At 37.0% G+C, this 16,811-nt stretch carries 14 protein-coding genes and 3 pseudogenes; 13 read left to right on the top strand and 4 right to left on the bottom strand.

Translation table 11 applies throughout. From position 1 onward, the window contains the following. Nucleotides 1-119 precede the first annotated feature (119 nt). From WFN33_RS08905 to WFN33_RS08895, 3 genes are all read left to right on the top strand, one after another. Nucleotides 120-722, top strand: a complete 603-nt coding sequence (locus WFN33_RS08905) for a TetR/AcrR family transcriptional regulator (RefSeq protein ID WP_262085351.1) — start codon at nt 120-122, stop codon at nt 720-722. Between the two features lie 9 nt (nt 723-731). Then, nucleotides 732-1,709, top strand: coding sequence for a zinc-binding dehydrogenase (locus WFN33_RS08900; RefSeq protein WP_336952654.1), 978 nt, complete (start codon nt 732-734; stop codon nt 1,707-1,709). A 65-nt stretch (nt 1,710-1,774) separates the two neighbouring features. After that, a complete protein-coding gene (locus WFN33_RS08895; RefSeq protein WP_336952653.1) occupies nt 1,775-2,131 on the top strand; it encodes a DUF1304 domain-containing protein in 357 nt (118 codons plus the stop codon). 158 nt (nt 2,132-2,289) lie between these two features. Here WFN33_RS08895 and WFN33_RS08890 read toward each other — a convergent pair. After that, nucleotides 2,290-2,853 (bottom strand): annotated as a pseudogene (locus WFN33_RS08890) (GNAT family N-acetyltransferase). A gap of 271 nt (nt 2,854-3,124) precedes the next feature. Here WFN33_RS08890 and WFN33_RS08885 point away from each other — a divergent pair. The 7 genes and pseudogenes from WFN33_RS08885 to WFN33_RS08855 form a co-directional block, all read left to right on the top strand. Continuing rightward, nucleotides 3,125-3,214 (top strand): annotated as a pseudogene (locus tag WFN33_RS08885) (type II toxin-antitoxin system HicA family toxin); the annotation flags it as partial. Nucleotides 3,215-3,255: 41 nt separating this feature from the next. Further along, nucleotides 3,256-3,687, top strand: a complete 432-nt coding sequence (locus WFN33_RS08880; protein ID WP_336952652.1) for a type II toxin-antitoxin system HicB family antitoxin — start codon at nt 3,256-3,258, stop codon at nt 3,685-3,687. Between the two features lie 826 nt (nt 3,688-4,513). Continuing rightward, nucleotides 4,514-5,047: a fimbrial protein gene (locus WFN33_RS08875; protein WP_336952651.1), complete on the top strand. Its 534-nt coding sequence runs from the start codon at nt 4,514-4,516 to the stop codon at nt 5,045-5,047. A 77-nt stretch (nt 5,048-5,124) separates the two neighbouring features. After that, complete coding sequence (locus WFN33_RS08870; protein WP_336952650.1) at nt 5,125-5,853, top strand: fimbrial biogenesis chaperone; 729 nt, start codon at nt 5,125-5,127, stop codon at nt 5,851-5,853. A 135-nt stretch (nt 5,854-5,988) separates the two neighbouring features. After that, nucleotides 5,989-8,562: a fimbria/pilus outer membrane usher protein gene (locus WFN33_RS08865; RefSeq protein WP_336952649.1), complete on the top strand. Its 2,574-nt coding sequence runs from the start codon at nt 5,989-5,991 to the stop codon at nt 8,560-8,562. Further along, a complete protein-coding gene (locus WFN33_RS08860; RefSeq protein WP_336952648.1) occupies nt 8,559-9,569 on the top strand; it encodes a fimbrial protein in 1,011 nt (336 codons plus the stop codon). Before WFN33_RS08865 ends, WFN33_RS08860 begins: the two co-directional genes overlap by 4 nt. Before the next feature lie 115 nt (nt 9,570-9,684). Next, on the top strand, nt 9,685-9,993 hold the full coding sequence (locus tag WFN33_RS08855; protein WP_336952647.1) for a hypothetical protein: 309 nt from the start codon (nt 9,685-9,687) through the stop codon (nt 9,991-9,993). A 133-nt stretch (nt 9,994-10,126) separates the two neighbouring features. Here the strand turns inward: WFN33_RS08855 and WFN33_RS08850 are convergent, their stop codons facing one another. Then, nucleotides 10,127-11,047, bottom strand: coding sequence for a LysR family transcriptional regulator (locus WFN33_RS08850; RefSeq protein ID WP_336952646.1), 921 nt, complete (start codon nt 11,045-11,047; stop codon nt 10,127-10,129). A gap of 102 nt (nt 11,048-11,149) precedes the next feature. Between WFN33_RS08850 and WFN33_RS08845 the strand changes: the two genes are divergently transcribed. From WFN33_RS08845 to WFN33_RS08835, 3 genes and pseudogenes are all read left to right on the top strand, one after another. Then, on the top strand, nt 11,150-12,526 hold the full coding sequence (locus WFN33_RS08845) for an aspartate aminotransferase family protein (RefSeq protein WP_336952645.1): 1,377 nt from the start codon (nt 11,150-11,152) through the stop codon (nt 12,524-12,526). Nucleotides 12,527-12,767: 241 nt separating this feature from the next. Continuing rightward, nucleotides 12,768-13,265 (top strand): annotated as a pseudogene (locus WFN33_RS08840) (aldehyde dehydrogenase family protein); the annotation flags it as partial. Between the two features lie 99 nt (nt 13,266-13,364). After that, complete coding sequence (locus tag WFN33_RS08835; RefSeq protein ID WP_336952644.1) at nt 13,365-14,756, top strand: amino acid permease; 1,392 nt, start codon at nt 13,365-13,367, stop codon at nt 14,754-14,756. Nucleotides 14,757-14,925: 169 nt separating this feature from the next. Here WFN33_RS08835 and WFN33_RS08830 read toward each other — a convergent pair whose 3' ends face one another. Together WFN33_RS08830 and WFN33_RS08825 are read right to left on the bottom strand one after the other, a co-directional pair. Beyond that, the gene (locus WFN33_RS08830) at nt 14,926-16,005 is read right to left on the bottom strand and encodes a helix-turn-helix domain-containing protein (RefSeq protein ID WP_336952643.1); all 1,080 of its coding nucleotides are present in this window, start codon (nt 16,003-16,005) and stop codon (nt 14,926-14,928) included. Nucleotides 16,006-16,253: 248 nt separating this feature from the next. After that, a complete protein-coding gene (locus WFN33_RS08825) occupies nt 16,254-16,802 on the bottom strand; it encodes a fimbrial protein (RefSeq protein ID WP_336952642.1) in 549 nt (182 codons plus the stop codon). Nucleotides 16,803-16,811 lie beyond the last annotated feature (9 nt).

The raw sequence follows: 16,811 nt of genomic DNA, 5'->3' as shown, positions 1-16,811 counted from the left end.
CACTAAAATAACAATCCAATTGACACCTTAAAATACACTCAAAACCTCAACAAATTTTCTTAATTAAATTTTTTATAAATTTATAGACGACTGGTCTATTATTAATTTATAGTGTGTATATGAAACGATCAGATAAAAGTGAAGCGACTCGACAACATATCTTAAATACTAGTTTTAAGTTGGTATTACATAAAGGTTTTGTCGGCGTCGGCTTACAGGAAATTTTAACGACTTGCGGTGTACCCAAAGGCTCGTTCTATTATTACTTTTCTTCCAAAGAAGCATTTGGTTGTGCGCTTTTACAGCAATACCTTGCTGATTATAAAGTGAAAATCGATCAATTAATTCTACAAGAAGAGCGGAGTGCTTATGCGCGTTTAGTTGCACTTTGGCAAGCATGGATTGATGATCCATGCCATAACGATGGTGGTTGGGCTGAGAATTGCCTAATTGTAAAACTTGCAGCTGAGGTTTCAGATTTATCGGAAGATATGCGTCAGATTTTAAATTTTGGTGTAACCAAGCTGACAGAACGCATTGCAAATTTACTTAGTGACGGACAACAGGATGGCTCAATTCCACAACATATTGAGCCTGAGAAAATGGCACAAACCATGTATCAACTCTGGTTAGGCGCAGCTTTATTGGCGAAACTTGCACAGAACAAACAGCCACTTTATCTGGCTTTAGAAACCACACAGCAATTACTAAAACCTATATAGGAACAACAAATGAAAAGTATTATTCATCATATTTTTGGCGAACCTGTCGACGTATTAGCATCAGCAGAAATGCCAAAGCCAGAGCCTAAAGCAGGCGAAGTTCGTATTAAAATGATTTTATCTCCGATGCATAACCATGATGTTTGGACGGTGAGAGGCAGTTATGGCTATAAGCCAACACTTCCTGCGATTGGGGGGAGTGAAGCCGTTGGTGTGATTGATGCTGTTGGTGAGGGTGTCGATGCTGTATCTGTTGGGCAACGTGTTGCAGTGGCTGCGGTCCATGGCAGTTGGGCAGAATACTTTATTGCACCTGCCCATAGTGTGGTTCCTTTAATTGATGCAATAGATGATGAAACCGCTGCACAATTGATTGGTATGCCGATTAGTGCACTGATGTTGTTAGATTTTATTGATTTAAAACAAGATCAGTGGCTTATCCAAAACACAGCCAATGGCGCTGTGGGTAAAACTGTTGCGATGATTGCGCACGCTCGCGGTCAAAAAGTCATTCATTTAGTTCGCCGTAGTGATGCAGTTGCAGAAATGAATGGTTTAGGTATTCAAAATGTAGTGGCGACTGATCAAGCGGATTGGAAAGATCAAGTAAAAGCGATACACGCAGATCAACCTTTAATTGCTGGGGTAGATTCAATTGGCGGTAAAGCCAGTGGTGAAATGTTGGCTTTACTCAGTGAAAATAGTGTATTGGTTTCATTTGGCAGTATGACGGGTGAACTGATGCAAATTTCATCAGGTGATCTTATTTTCAAACAAGCCACAGTAAAAGGCTTCTGGGCGAGTGTGGTCAATAAGCAATTGTCTGCTGAACGCAAAAAAGAGTTAATTGTAGAATTGTTGACTTTAGCTGCTCAGAAAAAATTGGTGTTGCCTGTTGAAGGTATCTTTAGTTTTGATCAGATTCAGAATGCGGCAGCCAAAGCCACTCAAGGTGCACGCCAAGGCAAAGTATTATTAAAACCATAAATATATTTGAGGTAGATCAGTTGTAAGACTGATCTATGACCAATTTTAAAAATAAGGAAAAAACGATGATTGGACAAATTTTAATTGCCTTAATTGCACTGTTACATGTGTATATTTTAGTTTTAGAGATGTTCTTATGGGACAAACAATACGGTTTAAAAGCATTTGGGAATACGCCTGAAAAAGCACAGCTCACCAAAGTCATGGCACAAAATCAAGGTTTATATAATGGGTTTTTAGCTGCTGGTTTATTTTGGTCTTTATGTGCACCTGCAATTTATGCATTATCACTGGCGAATTTCTTTTTAGGCTGTGTGTTGGTTGCTGGGATTTATGGCGGTATGACTGCAAGTAAGAAAATTATTTATATACAAGCGATTCCTGCAGCTTTGGCATTAATTGTCGTGAATTTGAATTACTAAAGTAAGGGGCTTACCTAGCCCCTTACTTTAAATTTATTCAAAAATAATTTGATTAAACAGCAACATCAGTGCGATCAATAAAATTAGGCTTGGATAATGATATTAATTTATTTATTAATACCTCTGATGTTGGCGAACTTCAATTGACTCTAATCCATCTATTCGCCTGCTTTGTAATGCGTAGGCAATTTGATCCAATCTTCACGCGATAAATAGCTGATATGCTCTGTACGGTAATCTGCTAGAAACTGATTATATTTATCTGTTTCAGTATGATGATGCTTAAAGCCACATTTTGCTTGTGCTTTATGTGACTGTTCATTATCTGCAAAGTAACCACACCATAAAGCTTGTAATTGCAAATCTTCATAGGCATGTTGCATGACTGCCTTAACAGCCTCAGGTATAAAACCATTTCCCCAAAAGGGAACACCAATCCAGTAAGCCACTTCTGCTTCATTATCTGCAATATCGAAATTACTGTCTTGCCCAATCAGTAGACCAACCATACCAATGGCTCGATTGTCATGCTTTTTTGCAAGCGCATAGACTTCATCATGTGCAAAAACTGTCTGAATATACTCTAAACTTTATGCCTGACTTTTATGTACCGGCCAGCCCGCAATTGGCCCAACGCGTTCATCTTTTGCATATTCATATAAACTTTCTGCATCACTTTCTTGCCAAGGTCGTAAAATTAACCGTTCAGTTGTCAAAATCATATTGTAAAGTCGCTTATAAAATTCATCAAATTTCAAAAAGAAACTATAGATATTTTAGGCGCTTATTACTATTCCCAAATTTTGGCAATTTCGGTACTTTTCAAAACAAAATCATTATAATTAGGCAGATATTTAATAAATTTTATTCAAAATGCAAAGTGATCTAAATTTTCTTCATCAAAATGTAAAAGATTATCTATGGAGGACAAGTAATTTAAGTGATTCTTTAAATCAACCTTTATTGTTAGCGTATTGTTCACTTATTTTTGTCAAAGAAGGTCTAGTCACACTACCTCACCTTAATAAAGATTTACCAACTGGAACTGTTAAAAGCATCTTAAAGCAAGCCGGTATTGAGTGACCCACTGCATCCAAGCTTCATTTTCTCCAAAAGAGGTGAGTATGTTATATCCAATTGCAGTAGAAAAAGGCTCGAATGATGAAGCCTATGGCGTGATTGTTCCTGATATTCATGGATGTTTTTCTGCGGGAGATACTTTTGAAGAAGCATTAAGCAATGCGAAAGAAGCCATTGCAGATCATTTGGAGATTCTCGCAGAAGATGGCAAAAATATTCCTTTGGCATCAGAAGTAAGTAAATTTCTTAACGATGAAGAGTTTAAAGGCTTTATCTGGGCAGTCCTAGATGTTGATGTGAATCGTTATTTAGGTAAGGCTGAAAAAATTAATGTCACTTTACCAAGTCGCTTAATTTATCTCATAGAGGATAAAGTGGGTAAAGATAAGCAGTATAAAACCCGTTCTGCAGCAGCTGGTGCAGAAAAAATACTGCAAGCTTCATCCATAGCTAATCAAAAAGACCCACTCAATTGAGTGGGCTTCTGAATATTTAAAGAAAAGTGAATGAGTATTAAAACGAATACTCAGCAAGAAGCAAAATATTTTTAGAAAGTCCACTGTTCACTGCCGAGTAGGCAGCTTAGAAATGTAGACGGATTCTACCACCACAGTCGTGCTAGTCTACTGCCATACAGGCAGCTTAAAAGAAGCCAACACAACATATTTTAATATGTTAACTAATTCACACTTTTATTAGAAAAAAATATTTACATGATTTTTAACATTAAAAAATTGAAGAGTACATGGATATCCTAAGAACATTTCCTCCATAAACCTGTTCCTAAATACAAATATTAATTTTCTCTCTTAGCAAGTATTGCTCACTGAAAATATCCAATGGCAATGAAACACGAATAATAAAAATAGTGCTTAAAACATGTCTGTGCTTGATTCTTAGGATAAGTCAGGGGGAGGGTAGAGTCGTTGCATGGTTGCAGTCATTCTAAATTTTTTAAATAAGCATGCTTAATTTTGATCAAACTCTACAAGCAAAATTAACTTAAAAAGATGCTTTACTAGATTGTAACAGCTCTAAATTGAGGCTGAAATAACGTAAATTTAACTTTTTCATGAAAAATTTACAAAAAAAAATTCTTTAAATAAAACTGAAATATCAATTTAATGATTATTTAACATATTGAAATATATAGTTAAATAATTTATCTCAAAAAATACAAATTTATATACGCTTGTATCTATTTATTATGAAAAGTGTGACTTTGTTTACATTTTTGTCCCAGTGTGCATAATAGCCATCGACCAACACTAATCATTTTTTTGTTTGTATAGGATATTTGGTATGAAAAACATTTTTTTAGCAGCATCAGTTTCAATTTTAGGAATTTCTAGTGCTTTTGCAGCAGATGGCACAATCACAATTAACGGTTTAGTGACTGACAAAACTTGTGACATCGTGACTCCACAAGGTAAAGATTTCACTGTTACTCTTCCAACAGTATCTAAGCAAACTCTTGCTAAAACTGGTGATATCGCAGGTCGTACGCCATTCACGATCAACTTGGCGAACTGCTCTGAAGGTAAAGTTGCAACTTATTTTGAACCAGGTTCAACAGTTGACTTTGGTACAGGTCGTTTAAACAACACAGATGCAACTGGTGCAAAAAACGTACAAGTTCAATTGTTAGGTTCAAATAACCAATTCATCCCTGTACTTGCTGCTGGTGCTTCTGGTGCACAAGCTAACTCTCAGTGGGTAGATGTTGCTGACAAAGGTGCAGCTGACCTAAATTACTATGCTGAATATTATGCAACTGATGCATCTGCTGCTGGTAAAGTAACTACTTCTGTTCAATACACTATTATCTATCAATAATTTTTTATTGAATGGTACGGAGCTAGATTGCCTGGCAAACTAGCTCTTTTACTTTGTTTTAGATAGAGATAATCGTTATGTTCTTGAATCATTCCTTTCTTAAAAAAGGTTTACTCGCATTTTTAATTCCGTTTGGTGCAGCAAATGCTGAAATCATCATTCATGGTACACGTGTGATTTATCCATCTGATGCACGTGAAATTACTTTACAAGTAAGTAATAACGGAAATAATCCTGCATTGGTTCAAGCATGGATTGATGAGGGAGATGCGAAATCGACTCCAGATCAATCAAAAGCGCCTTTTATGATTACACCGCCTATATCGCGTGTAGAAGCTAAAAAAGGGCAGTCATTACGGATTACCAGTTTGCCTAATACAAATGAGTTAAGTAAAACTCAAGAAACACTTTTTTGGTTAAATATTCTTGATATTCCGCCAAAACCTTCTGCGAAAGATCAGAATGTTATACCAGACAACTTTTTACAACTTGCCATTCGATCACGTATTAAGTTTTTTTATCGCCCAACTGGAATTAAAGAAGATGTCGCTTTGGCACCTGAAAAATTACAGTGGAGCAATAACGGTACTCAGTTAACTGTAAAAAACCCAACACCATTTCATATTACCTTGACCTCTATTATGCAGGATCAATCAGGCAAACGCGTTGATTTGATTTCACAAGGCTTAATGTTGAAACCATTTTCTGATGGAACTGTGAATTTAAAAAATTCTAATGTCTCTAAGATGACCTTTACCACAATCAATGATTATGGTGGTCGTATAGAGCGAAATATTAAATTTTAATAGATTGCACAAGTCTTTAAGTTTCTTGAACACGAGAAATTTAAAGCACCTTCGCAGTGATGATTTAATCATTCCATTTATCTGATATTAAGCGAGTAAAAAACCCTATTCATTTGTTGATAGGCAGACTTCTTTATGCAAAAAAATGAACAAAGCTACAAGTGGATCAAGCGACATATTAGTTACTATGTGGCTTGTGGGGTTATTACACTCAGCATTCCTGCTTTAGTTAATGCATCTGAAACTGACTTAAAAGAGGCTGAAAAGTCTCCGGCTGCTGCAGAAGCAGAATTTGATTCGGCTTTTTTAATTGGCGATGCCAAAAAGATAGATGTAAACCGCTTTAAATATGGTAACCCTGTCTTACCAGGTGACTATAATGTTGATATTTATGTCAATGGTAACTGGTTTGGTAAACACCGGATGGTGTTTAAAGCAACTGAAAATAATCAAAATGCTTTTACCTGCTTTAATTCAAATCAATTATTAGAATATGGCGTAAAAGCAGAGGTATTAAAAAAAGGCGATAGCTTTGCTTTGACTGGTTGTCAGAAAATCGAGGAATGGGTTGAAGATTCTTTTTATGAATTTGATACTTCACGTTTACGTGTAGATATTTCAATTCCACAAGTTGCAATGCAAAAGAATGCCCAAGGCTATGTCGATCCAAGCGTATGGGATCGTGGGATCAATGCTGCATTTCTATCTTATAATGCTAGTGCATATAAAACATTTAATAAAATGCAAGGTGGGGAAGAAACCACAAACGCGTTTACTTCGGTTACAGCTGGTGCAAATTTGGCAGGTTGGCAATTGCGCCATAATGGTCAATGGCAGTGGCAAGACCGCACCACGACAGAAAATAAATCTAAATCAAGCTATGACTCAATTAACACCTATGTTCAGCGTGCATTTCCTCAATACCGTGGCGTATTGACTTTAGGTGAAAGCTTTACCGATGGTGAAATTTTTGATTCATTTGGTTATCGCGGTTTGGATTTTTCCAGTGATGACCGTATGTTACCGAACAGTATGATTGGTTATGCACCACGTATTCGAGGTAATGCAAAAACCAATGCTAAGGTTGAAGTACGTCAGCAAGGTCAATTAATTTATCAAACGACTGTTGCACCCGGTAGTTTTGAAATTAATGATCTCTACCCAACAGGGTTTGGTGGTGAACTTGAAGTTTCTATTTTAGAAGCCAATGGCGAGATTCAACGCTATTCAATTCCTTATGCATCTGTTGTTCAAATGCTTCGCCCAGGAATGAGTCGTTATTCTGTATCAATGGGTCAATTCCGCGATAAAGATATTGATTTAGATCCATTTATTGTACAAGGGAAATATCAACGCGGTATCAATAACTCAATCACTGCTTATGGTGGTGTACAGTTTTCAGAAGACTATTCAGCAGTAACTTTGGGTAGTGCTTTTGCAACGCCAATTGGTGCAATCGCAGTCGATGTGACACATTCACAAGCAGATTTTGAACGTCGTAAGAGTGAAAGTGGGCAAAGCTTCCGTATCAGTTATAGTAAATTAATTACGCCAACAGATACCAATTTGACTTTGGCTGCATATCGTTATTCTACAGAAAATTTTTATAAGCTACGTGATGCGATATTGGTACAAGACCTAGATAATAAAGGCATTAGCTCAGCGCATGTAGGTAAACAACGTAGTGAATTTCAGATCACTCTGAATCAGGGCTTACCGCGTGATTGGGGGAATATTTATGCAACAGGTTCTTGGGTGGATTATTGGAATCGCCAAGAAACAACGCGTCAGTATCAAGTCGGATATAGCAATAGCTATCGTGGGTTAACTTATGGTTTATCAGCAATTAAACGTATTGTTGAAAACAATGCGACAAGTATAAGTAATAGTGATACTGAGTATATGCTGACCCTTTCATTGCCACTTTCATTTAAGAAAAACTCAGCGAACTTTAACTCGATTATGACGCAAGATAATGCGACTGTTGGGGTAAGTGGCATAGTGGGCGATCGTTTTAACTATGGTACATCTGTATCTACTCGCTATGGTGATAATCCTAGTGCCAATTTGAATGCCCAATATCGTACAAACTATGCGACCGTTGGTGGATCATACAGTGTTGCAGACCGTTACCAACAAGCAATGTTGACGGCACGTGGTAATATTGTTGCTCATCCTGAAGGTGTTTTGTTTGGACCAGATCAGGGACAAACCATGGTCTTGGTGTATGCGCCTGAAGCAGCTGGTGCAAAAGTAAATAATGCAACAGGTTTAAGTATCAATAAATCTGGTTATGCTGTGATTCCATATGTAACACCGTATCGTTTAAATGATATTACTCTTGATCCTCAAGGAATGTCGACAGATGTGGAGTTGGATGGTACAAGTCAGCGTATCGCACCCTATGCAGGTTCGATTTCACAAGTGAGTTTTGCAACTAAAATTGGTAAAGCAATTTATATCCGCAGTAAAAAAGAAAATGGTGATACCTTACCTTTTGCAGCAGAAGTATTTGATACAAAAGGTGAAAATATTGGGATGGTTGCACAAGGTAGTATGGTTTACTTAAGAACCAATACTACAGCAGACTCGGTTACAGTAAAATGGGGCGAAAATGCCAACGAGCAATGCCGCATTCAATATGACGTTTCTGCGCAAGCAGCAGACAAAAAGCAAAATATGATTATGGCGGAAGGTGTATGTCAATGAACGGTAAAGTTTTAAATCGTATTCTCTTGCTCATTGCTGGGACTGTGAGTTCAGGGACGTATGCTGCATGTATACCAGATCGTGGTTTCTCTACTGTTGATGTGAGCATGGCAGTAGGACGTGTTGTGGTGAGACCAAGTGACCCTGTAGGAAAGGTTTTACGCAAAGCCTCTTTTCCAATTAGACCCAATGGTTCGACGTATAGTTGTGGTAGTTATGGGACACTTGGTGCAGTTTTAACTCAAAACTATTCACTTAGCCCGATCGGTAATTCGGTTTATAACACCAATATTGATGGGATTGGAATTCGCTTATACCGGGAAGCACCAACAGCTCCTGGTTTTGCCGATTATTATCCTTATACACGAAGTGCGAGTGGTAGACGTGTTTTGGCAGAAGGTTTTTTTATTGTTGAAATTGTTAAAACGGCGACATCAACAGGATCTGGCGCACTGGTTCCAGGCACATATAGTAGTTATCGTTCTGGTGAACGCCCAAGCCCGCCTTGGTTAACCAGTACGGTATATGGGAATGCGATTACTATTGCGTCTTCTTCATGTGAAATATTGGGAAATATTAATAAAACCGTGACACTGCCAACCGTAAATAAGGTTGATTTTAAAGGTGTTGGTTCAACGCAAGGTGAGCAAGCCTTTGATCTCAACATTTTGTGTAATGGTGGTAAAAACCCTAGTGGTTATGAAGAAAGCAATAAAATCAGCCTAAGCTTTGATTATGATGCGGTGAGTAGTAGCACTCAAAATGTACTTGCGAATACAAATACCGCAGGAAGCAGTGCATCAGGTGTTGGCGTACAATTGCTTTCACAATATAAAAATTCGAATAAAGTGATTGCTAAAAATGACAAGCTAGAATTAGGCACGTTAAAGTCAAATGATAATATTCAATATAATGTGCCAATGACTGCGCGTTACTATCAGACTGCAACCAAAGTGATGCCCGGAAAAGTACGAGCTATGGCAACCGTCACAATTGAATATGATTAATTGATGTAAATCATATTTTTTAAAATTATTTTTTTATTTATTGATTGGAAAATCTTGTATTAATAATAAGGTTATGTAATTAATTAACTACACCATTTCTTTAGAGGGGAATGAGATGGAGTTAAATAAAAAACTATCCTTTTTATTAATAACATTTACAACGATATCGAGTTTAAGTTTAGCCACTTACGCAGAGGAGATTCATTTTCAAGGGCAAATTGTAGAATTTACATGTGAAAAGGATTCTAATAATTCTAATTGCAAAGTGATTGATAATACGATTGATGTACTGAGAAAAACCAGCATAATAGATAGCTTTAATTTCAATAGCTTAGTTGATAAAAATGCCAATAGTATGGCGCATTTAAAAATTCAAGATTTGGAGAGTGATCAGCATAAAATATTGGTGGTAGATTATTATTAAGCCAATTAATATGTGAAATAAATAACATAAATTAAAAAATATGTTGTGTGATAAGTTAAAATATAATCTGATTATTTAGGTTGGATTATATTTTAATTCGTATTAAAAATAACCAAATTTAAATGTTTGTATATTATTTTATCGGTTGAACGGTTTTTCTTAATATATCCATAAATGTTTTTAAGATAATATTATAGTTTTTCCCTTTATGTGTAATCAGACATATCGGTGTACTATAATGCATTCTCTCCTGTAAAATGGGTTGCATCAAACCATCTTGGACCCATTTTTTCGCATAATGATCGGGTAAAAACCCCATAAATTTTCCTGAAAGAATCAGAAAAGCAATACCTTCTCGATCACTGGCTGTCGCTGAACAGTTCAAGCGTTGATGTAACTTCATTGCATCGGGGGTAATCGCGTAATTGGGAAGAACTGTTTTGCATCTTTTTAAGTCATCTAAACTTATTTCACCTAAATGCTGAAAGAGTGGGTGGTTTTGTCCACAATAGAGTGAAGACTCTTCGTTATATAAATGAAAATAATCTAGACCTGACAATGGACTTACCAACGGAATCGCACCAGCATGTAAGCGATTGTCCAAAACACGGCACTCAATATCTGACACTGTGCTCATACTAATATTAATAACCACCTCTGTATTTTCTTCCGCAAGCTGTGCCAATGTATTGGTGATATATGCACTAGGCATCGTGACTAAGTTATTAATAATACCAATATTAAATTCACCTTTGAGCTGATTATGCATTTGATTGATTTTGGCACGAAAGTCCTCAATCGAAGCGGTCAGTACTTCAATATATTGTAAAACTTCTCGACCTTCATCGGTGATGGAGAAGCCTGCTCGACCACGTTGACAGAGTCGAATCCCTAAGCGATTTTCCAGATCACTCATATGCAGACTAATGGCAGAACGACTGATCCCAAGGATACTTTCGGCAGCAGTGAAGCTGTGACAATCACACACTGTTTTAAATATTTTGAGTAACTTTATATCAAAATCAGTAACTTGGTTTAATTTTTTAGGTTTCATTTAGTTTTGCTTTTTTATATCTAAACTCAAGATATTTTGAATTTATCAAAACTATTTCGCTTTGTACACTCAAGAGATAACCACAAAACAAGAAGAGTACTTATGTTCGATATCGATACATCAAATGACCGCGATGACGCATTGGAAGCCAGTCAGTCAAATGAGCAGATGAATTTAAATTATCAAGCCCATTGGATGCCATTTTCTGCAAACCGTAATTTTCATAAAGATCCGCGCATGATCGTGGGTGCAAAAGGATCGTATTTAATTGACAGTACTGGGCGTAAGATTTATGACTCATTGTCAGGGCTATGGACGTGCGGTGCAGGGCATACACGGCCTGAAATCCAGAAGGCTGTGAGTAAGCAATTGGCAAAATTGGATTACTCACCTGCATTCCACTTTGGACATCCTTTATCTTTTCAATTGGCTGAAAAAATTGTTCAGCTGATGCCGGAAAAATTGCAGCACGTATTTTTTACCGACTCAGGTTCAGAATCTGCGGACACTGCCATCAAGATCGCACGTGCCTATTGGCGTATTCAAGGAAAACCAAGCAAAACCAAATTGATTGGTCGGGCACGTGGCTATCACGGTGTAAACGTGGCGGGGACCAGTCTAGGTGGAATAGGCGGCAATCGTAAAATGTTTGGTCAATTGATGGATGTTGATCATTTGCCTCACACTTTGCAAGCGCACTTAAGTTTTACCCAAGGCTGTGCAGAGACGGGTGGGGTTGAGCTGGCTGATGAAATGCTCAAGCTGATTGAATTACATGATGCTTCTAATATTGCAGCAGTAATAGTAGAGCCTGTTTCAGGTTCAGCAGGGTGTATCGTGCCACCTGTTGGTTATTTACAACGCTTGAGAGAAATTTGTGACCAACACGATATTTTACTGATTTTTGATGAGGTGATTACAGGCTTTGGGCGCATCGGCAAATGGACTGCGGCAGAATATTTTGAAGTTATCCCAGATCTTTTGACCTTTGCTAAACAGATTACCAATGGTGCAATTCCATTAGGTGGTGTGGTCGCAAGCCATGAAATTTACAATGTATTTATGCAGCAAGATCTACCCGAACATGCGATTGAATTCACCCATGGCTATACTTATTCAGCCCATCCTGTTGCTTGTGCCGCTGCTCTAGCAACGCTGAATGTTCTTGAACAAGAAAATTTAATTTCTCAATCTGCTGACTTAGCGCCAAGGTTTGAAAAGCTTGTCCATGAGTTAAAAGGTTCACCTCATATTGTCGATATTCGGAACTGTGGATTGATTGGTGCATTGCAATTGGCACCGCGTGATGGCGATGCCACGATTCGAGCTTTTGAAATTGGAATGAAACTGTGGAAAGCCGGTTTCTATGTCCGTTTTGGCGGGGATACCATTCAGTTTGGACCGATGTTTAACAGCACAGAAGTGCAATTAACGAGTTTGATGAATGCAGTAGGTGAAGCAATTTATCAGGTGAAATAAGTAAGATGAGCGCTTAAGCAAAAATGACACTAAATCACGTGGTATAGAAGGGAATGAGAATAGATAAGGAAATGTAATGAACAATTTAGAAAATTTTAATGGTGATAAGTTGATTGATGTTAATGCAATACAATCCTTCAAGCGGGTTGGATATTTTATTCAAGACAGTCTGGTTGTTAAGTCGGCAAGAAAACAACCTCTATATCAACCAGCCACAGTAGAGATCCGTAAACAATTTGCGCTTGCTAATACCGTGTTGGTGAATCAGGTGCTTCAAATTGCACAACTGAAGTTTGGTTATCATGAAGATCAACAAAATGACTTTGGACCGCTCATTTCGCAAGCACATAACGATAAAGTTCAAGCTTTTATCCAAAGTGCTGAACATCAAGGTGCTAAAATCGTTGTCGATGGTCGTGATACCAAACCTATAGGTTATAAGACTGGATTTTTTGTTGACTCAACGCTAATTGATCAGGTTTCATCAGACATGACCAGTTATCAGCAAGAATTTTTTGACCCTGTTCTACAAGTGATTCGCATAGAAACCATGCAACAGGCGATGCAACTGATTAATGATCATGAGTATGGAGATGGCATCTGTATATATACCCGTGATGGGTATGCTTTTGGGCCAAATGGAGTGCATTTTTATACGCATCGTAAAACCATTACCCCGTGTTGGCCTTCTTCACACGTTTGTGAAGCTAAGCTGTTTTCAATGCCCACCTTAAATTAATTTTTTGTGTATAGAGGGAAGGTCATTAATTTTCTCTATTTTTAATAAGGATTTAACAATGTAGATCACGATTTTAAAAGTATTTTTAAGGAATAAAATATGAATGGTGTTAAAACAACAAAATTAGGTGAAGGACTTTCCAATCGACATATCACGATGATTAGTATCGGTGGCGTTATTGGTGCTGGTTTATTTGTGGGCTCTTCAGCTGCAATTGCCAAAGCAGGTCCTGCTGCTGTACTGGCTTATATTATTACCAGTATTATCGTTTTTCTGGTGATGCGTATGCTTGGTGAAATGGCTGTTGCGCAACCAGATACAGGTTCATTTTCTACTTATGCCCGTAAAGCAATTGGCCCATGGGCAGGCTTTACCGTGGGATGGTTGTATTGGTGGTTTTGGGTTTTGGTGATCCCTATCGAAGCAATTGCAGGTGCTGAAATTTTACATGCATGGTTTCCTCAAGTTTCCAGTGCTATTTATGCCTTTGCTTTTATTATTTTACTCAGTTTAGCCAATTTCTTTAGTACCAAAAGTTTTGGTGAGTTTGAGTTTTGGTTTGCGTTAATTAAAGTTGTTGCAATACTGCTTTTTATTTTTATTGGTGCATCGGCAGTATTTGGGCTTTGGCCTTTAGCGCACGATGTTAGTGGTATTGGCCATTTATTTTCAAATGGCGGTTTTATGCCGCATGGAATGGGTGGTGTTCTATCAGCTATTTTAATTTCAACATTTTCGTTTTTCGGTGTTGAAATCCTTTCCATTGCAGCAGCAGAGTCTAAAAATCCACAAGATAAAATTAAACGTGCTACCAATTTGGTGCTTTACCGAATTATCTTATTCTTTGTTGTTTCAATTTTCCTTGCGGTTGCTTTAGTTGATTGGCGTTCCCCAGATTTACAAAAATTGGGGACATTTCAATATGTCTTGGTCAGTCTCAATGTTCCTCAAACTAAATTGATTATGGACATGGTGGTCTTTATTGCAGTTGCAAGTTGTATGAATGCAGCTGTATATACCTCTTCACGTATGCTGTTTGCATTGGGTACACGTCAAGAAGCGCCAAAAGTTGTGACTAAAATTAATGATGCAGGTGTGCCGACAGTTGCAGTGTTTGCTTCAACTTTTGTTGGTCTGATTTGTTGCGCCGTGAATTATATGTTCCCTGGGCAAGTTTTTGGATTTTTACTGTCAACAACGGGTTCGATTGCGCTGGTGGTTTATTTAGTGATTGCAGTGTCTCAGTTACGCTCAAGACGTAAACTAGAAAAAATAGGGAAGCAAATTACCTTTAAAATGTGGTTATTTCCTTGGCTGACATGGTTTGTGATTGTCGTGATTATGAGTGTATTGGCATATATGTTTTTATCGCCTCAATATAGTTATGAGACCACCTTATCTTTAGGAGTAACCTCAGTCGTAGTAATTTGTGGAATTCTTGTGACTCGTAAGAATAAAACTACAAAGCGCATAGTAATGCATTTGGATTAAAGGATCATTTACACTTATAGAAAAATAATCAAACTTTGTACTTTGAGGGTAAAACAGCGGTACAAGGTTTGTATTATGTATGAACGTTGTAGTTTTTTTCTTCATGCCTTGTAGTAACAATAACAACTTATGCTGGATTCTCTCGGGTTTTACAAAGCATGGGCTTATTTTATTCTCTTGCATAAACATTCTGCTCATTGAAACGAGTTTCAAACTTTTCATTAATATCCAGTTTTTTATTGATATTTTGCTTTCTCCACATCGAAGGAGAAACACCATACCATGCTTTAAAAGCACGATTAAAGGAAGTTTGGTCTTTATAAGCAAGTAAATAAGCAACTTTTGTTATGGATAAATTTTGGTTTTGCAGATATTTTTTTGCCAAATTTTGCCGAATATTACATAAGATTTCTTTAAATGATAAACCTCTATTTTTTAAATATTTTTGTAGTGCTCTTGCCGATAGATTTAATGACTTTGCGATAGAGTGAATTTGAACATTATTATTCTCAAGTGCTTGCAACATACTCAGATTAACTAACTCTAAGAATGAATCTTCCTGAGGCATTTTACTAAGTAATATATCGGCATGGTCAAATAAAATTTCTAAAAGAATAGGATCATAGTATTTTAATTTAGTTTCCAGTAGTGAGCTGAGTATCACAATCCGAGTTTGACTTGCATCAAATTGAATTGGGCAGTTAAACAATTGTTGGTATTTTTTTATATCATTTGGCTTAGGGATCGCAAGTTCTAAACGATGAAAAATATTTTCACCTGAATCAATGAGTTGTTTTAAATGATGAAAGAGCACAGAAACCTGTATTTCTTCAACAACTATCGTTTCTTGAGTATATAAACCTACTTGTAAATAAGCGGGTTTATCCCATGAGATTGAAAAGTAGTTTTCATCAAGCAGAACTTTTTTAGGGATATAATTGAACCATAGCTTTTCGTATCGACTCAGTATTTTGATGTAGTCTGCTAAAGTATTACTTGACTGCGCCATATACGCTACGATACCCATATGTTTTGGCTGGACTAAAGCACCAATGTCTAATCCCACGCCAGCTTGAGGATATTGTGTGTTGATTTCTTTTATCCGCCTGAGCCATTCTCCAAATGGAATATGATCATTTAAATGGTAGTCAGTAGGGTTTGAAAAATCTAACCCTTTTTTTTTACAAAAATCATCTAATAGAAATGCCATACCCTTATTCACACTTTTTATTTTAAAAAAAGTTTTCATGGATTCTCCCCATATCATTAGATATTTCTATGTATTTATTTTTTATTTAAAGTAATCAAACAATTGTCGTTATATGCGATGTATTCATTTTCTTTAAAGCTGCGAGGAGATTTGAATGGTTAAAATAGATAAACGTTCTCAGCTATTTTGGTGTCATTCAAATGAGAATGATGAATTCTTAACGCTTTGCCTTAAAGAGTCTGAATAATCAATTGTGTTAACCGTCAATAATGAATCGTTTTATTTTCTTAATCGTATTGAATAGAAAATTGAGCATTTGCATTTGCAATGCCTGCTAAGGCTTGTGCTTTGGTCACAATATAATTTGCATAAAATATCGCTGAAACATTGCCATTGATGTCTGTACTAAAGGCTTCGCTTTTCTTGCCTAAAGCTAATCTTTTTTTATCTTGATCTCGAATTTCTATGGCAATATTTTCAGCTTTATTGGCTAAGGCATCGAGCGCTAAAAGTTCAGAATTTTCAGTATTTCGGGGCCCATCAAAAGTGATCGTCACAGAACCATTTGGCGGACAGTTACTCATCTCAAAATGAATCGGGGTTGGCTTTGATTGACTACCTATACTAGGTAAGTCTTTGCTCGCAACGCTTCCAAGCTGAATATATTTATCTTGTTCAGAACTTAACACGCCACATGTTGCTGTAGTTACGATCCCTGAAAGTTCAATATTCACACGACCCAGCTCTACATTGGTATTTTGAGCATGAGAGAGCTGATGAATATTTAAACAACATATCATTGTGGCAGCAGCCATATATCTTGCTTTATTTTTCATTGGTTTCTC

Source organism: Acinetobacter sp. AS167 (assembly GCF_037152175.1).
Taxonomy (GTDB): Bacteria; Pseudomonadota; Gammaproteobacteria; order Pseudomonadales; family Moraxellaceae; genus Acinetobacter.
The sequence above is the reverse complement of the archived record's forward strand: the minus strand, read 5'-3'. Positions and strand labels throughout refer to the sequence as shown.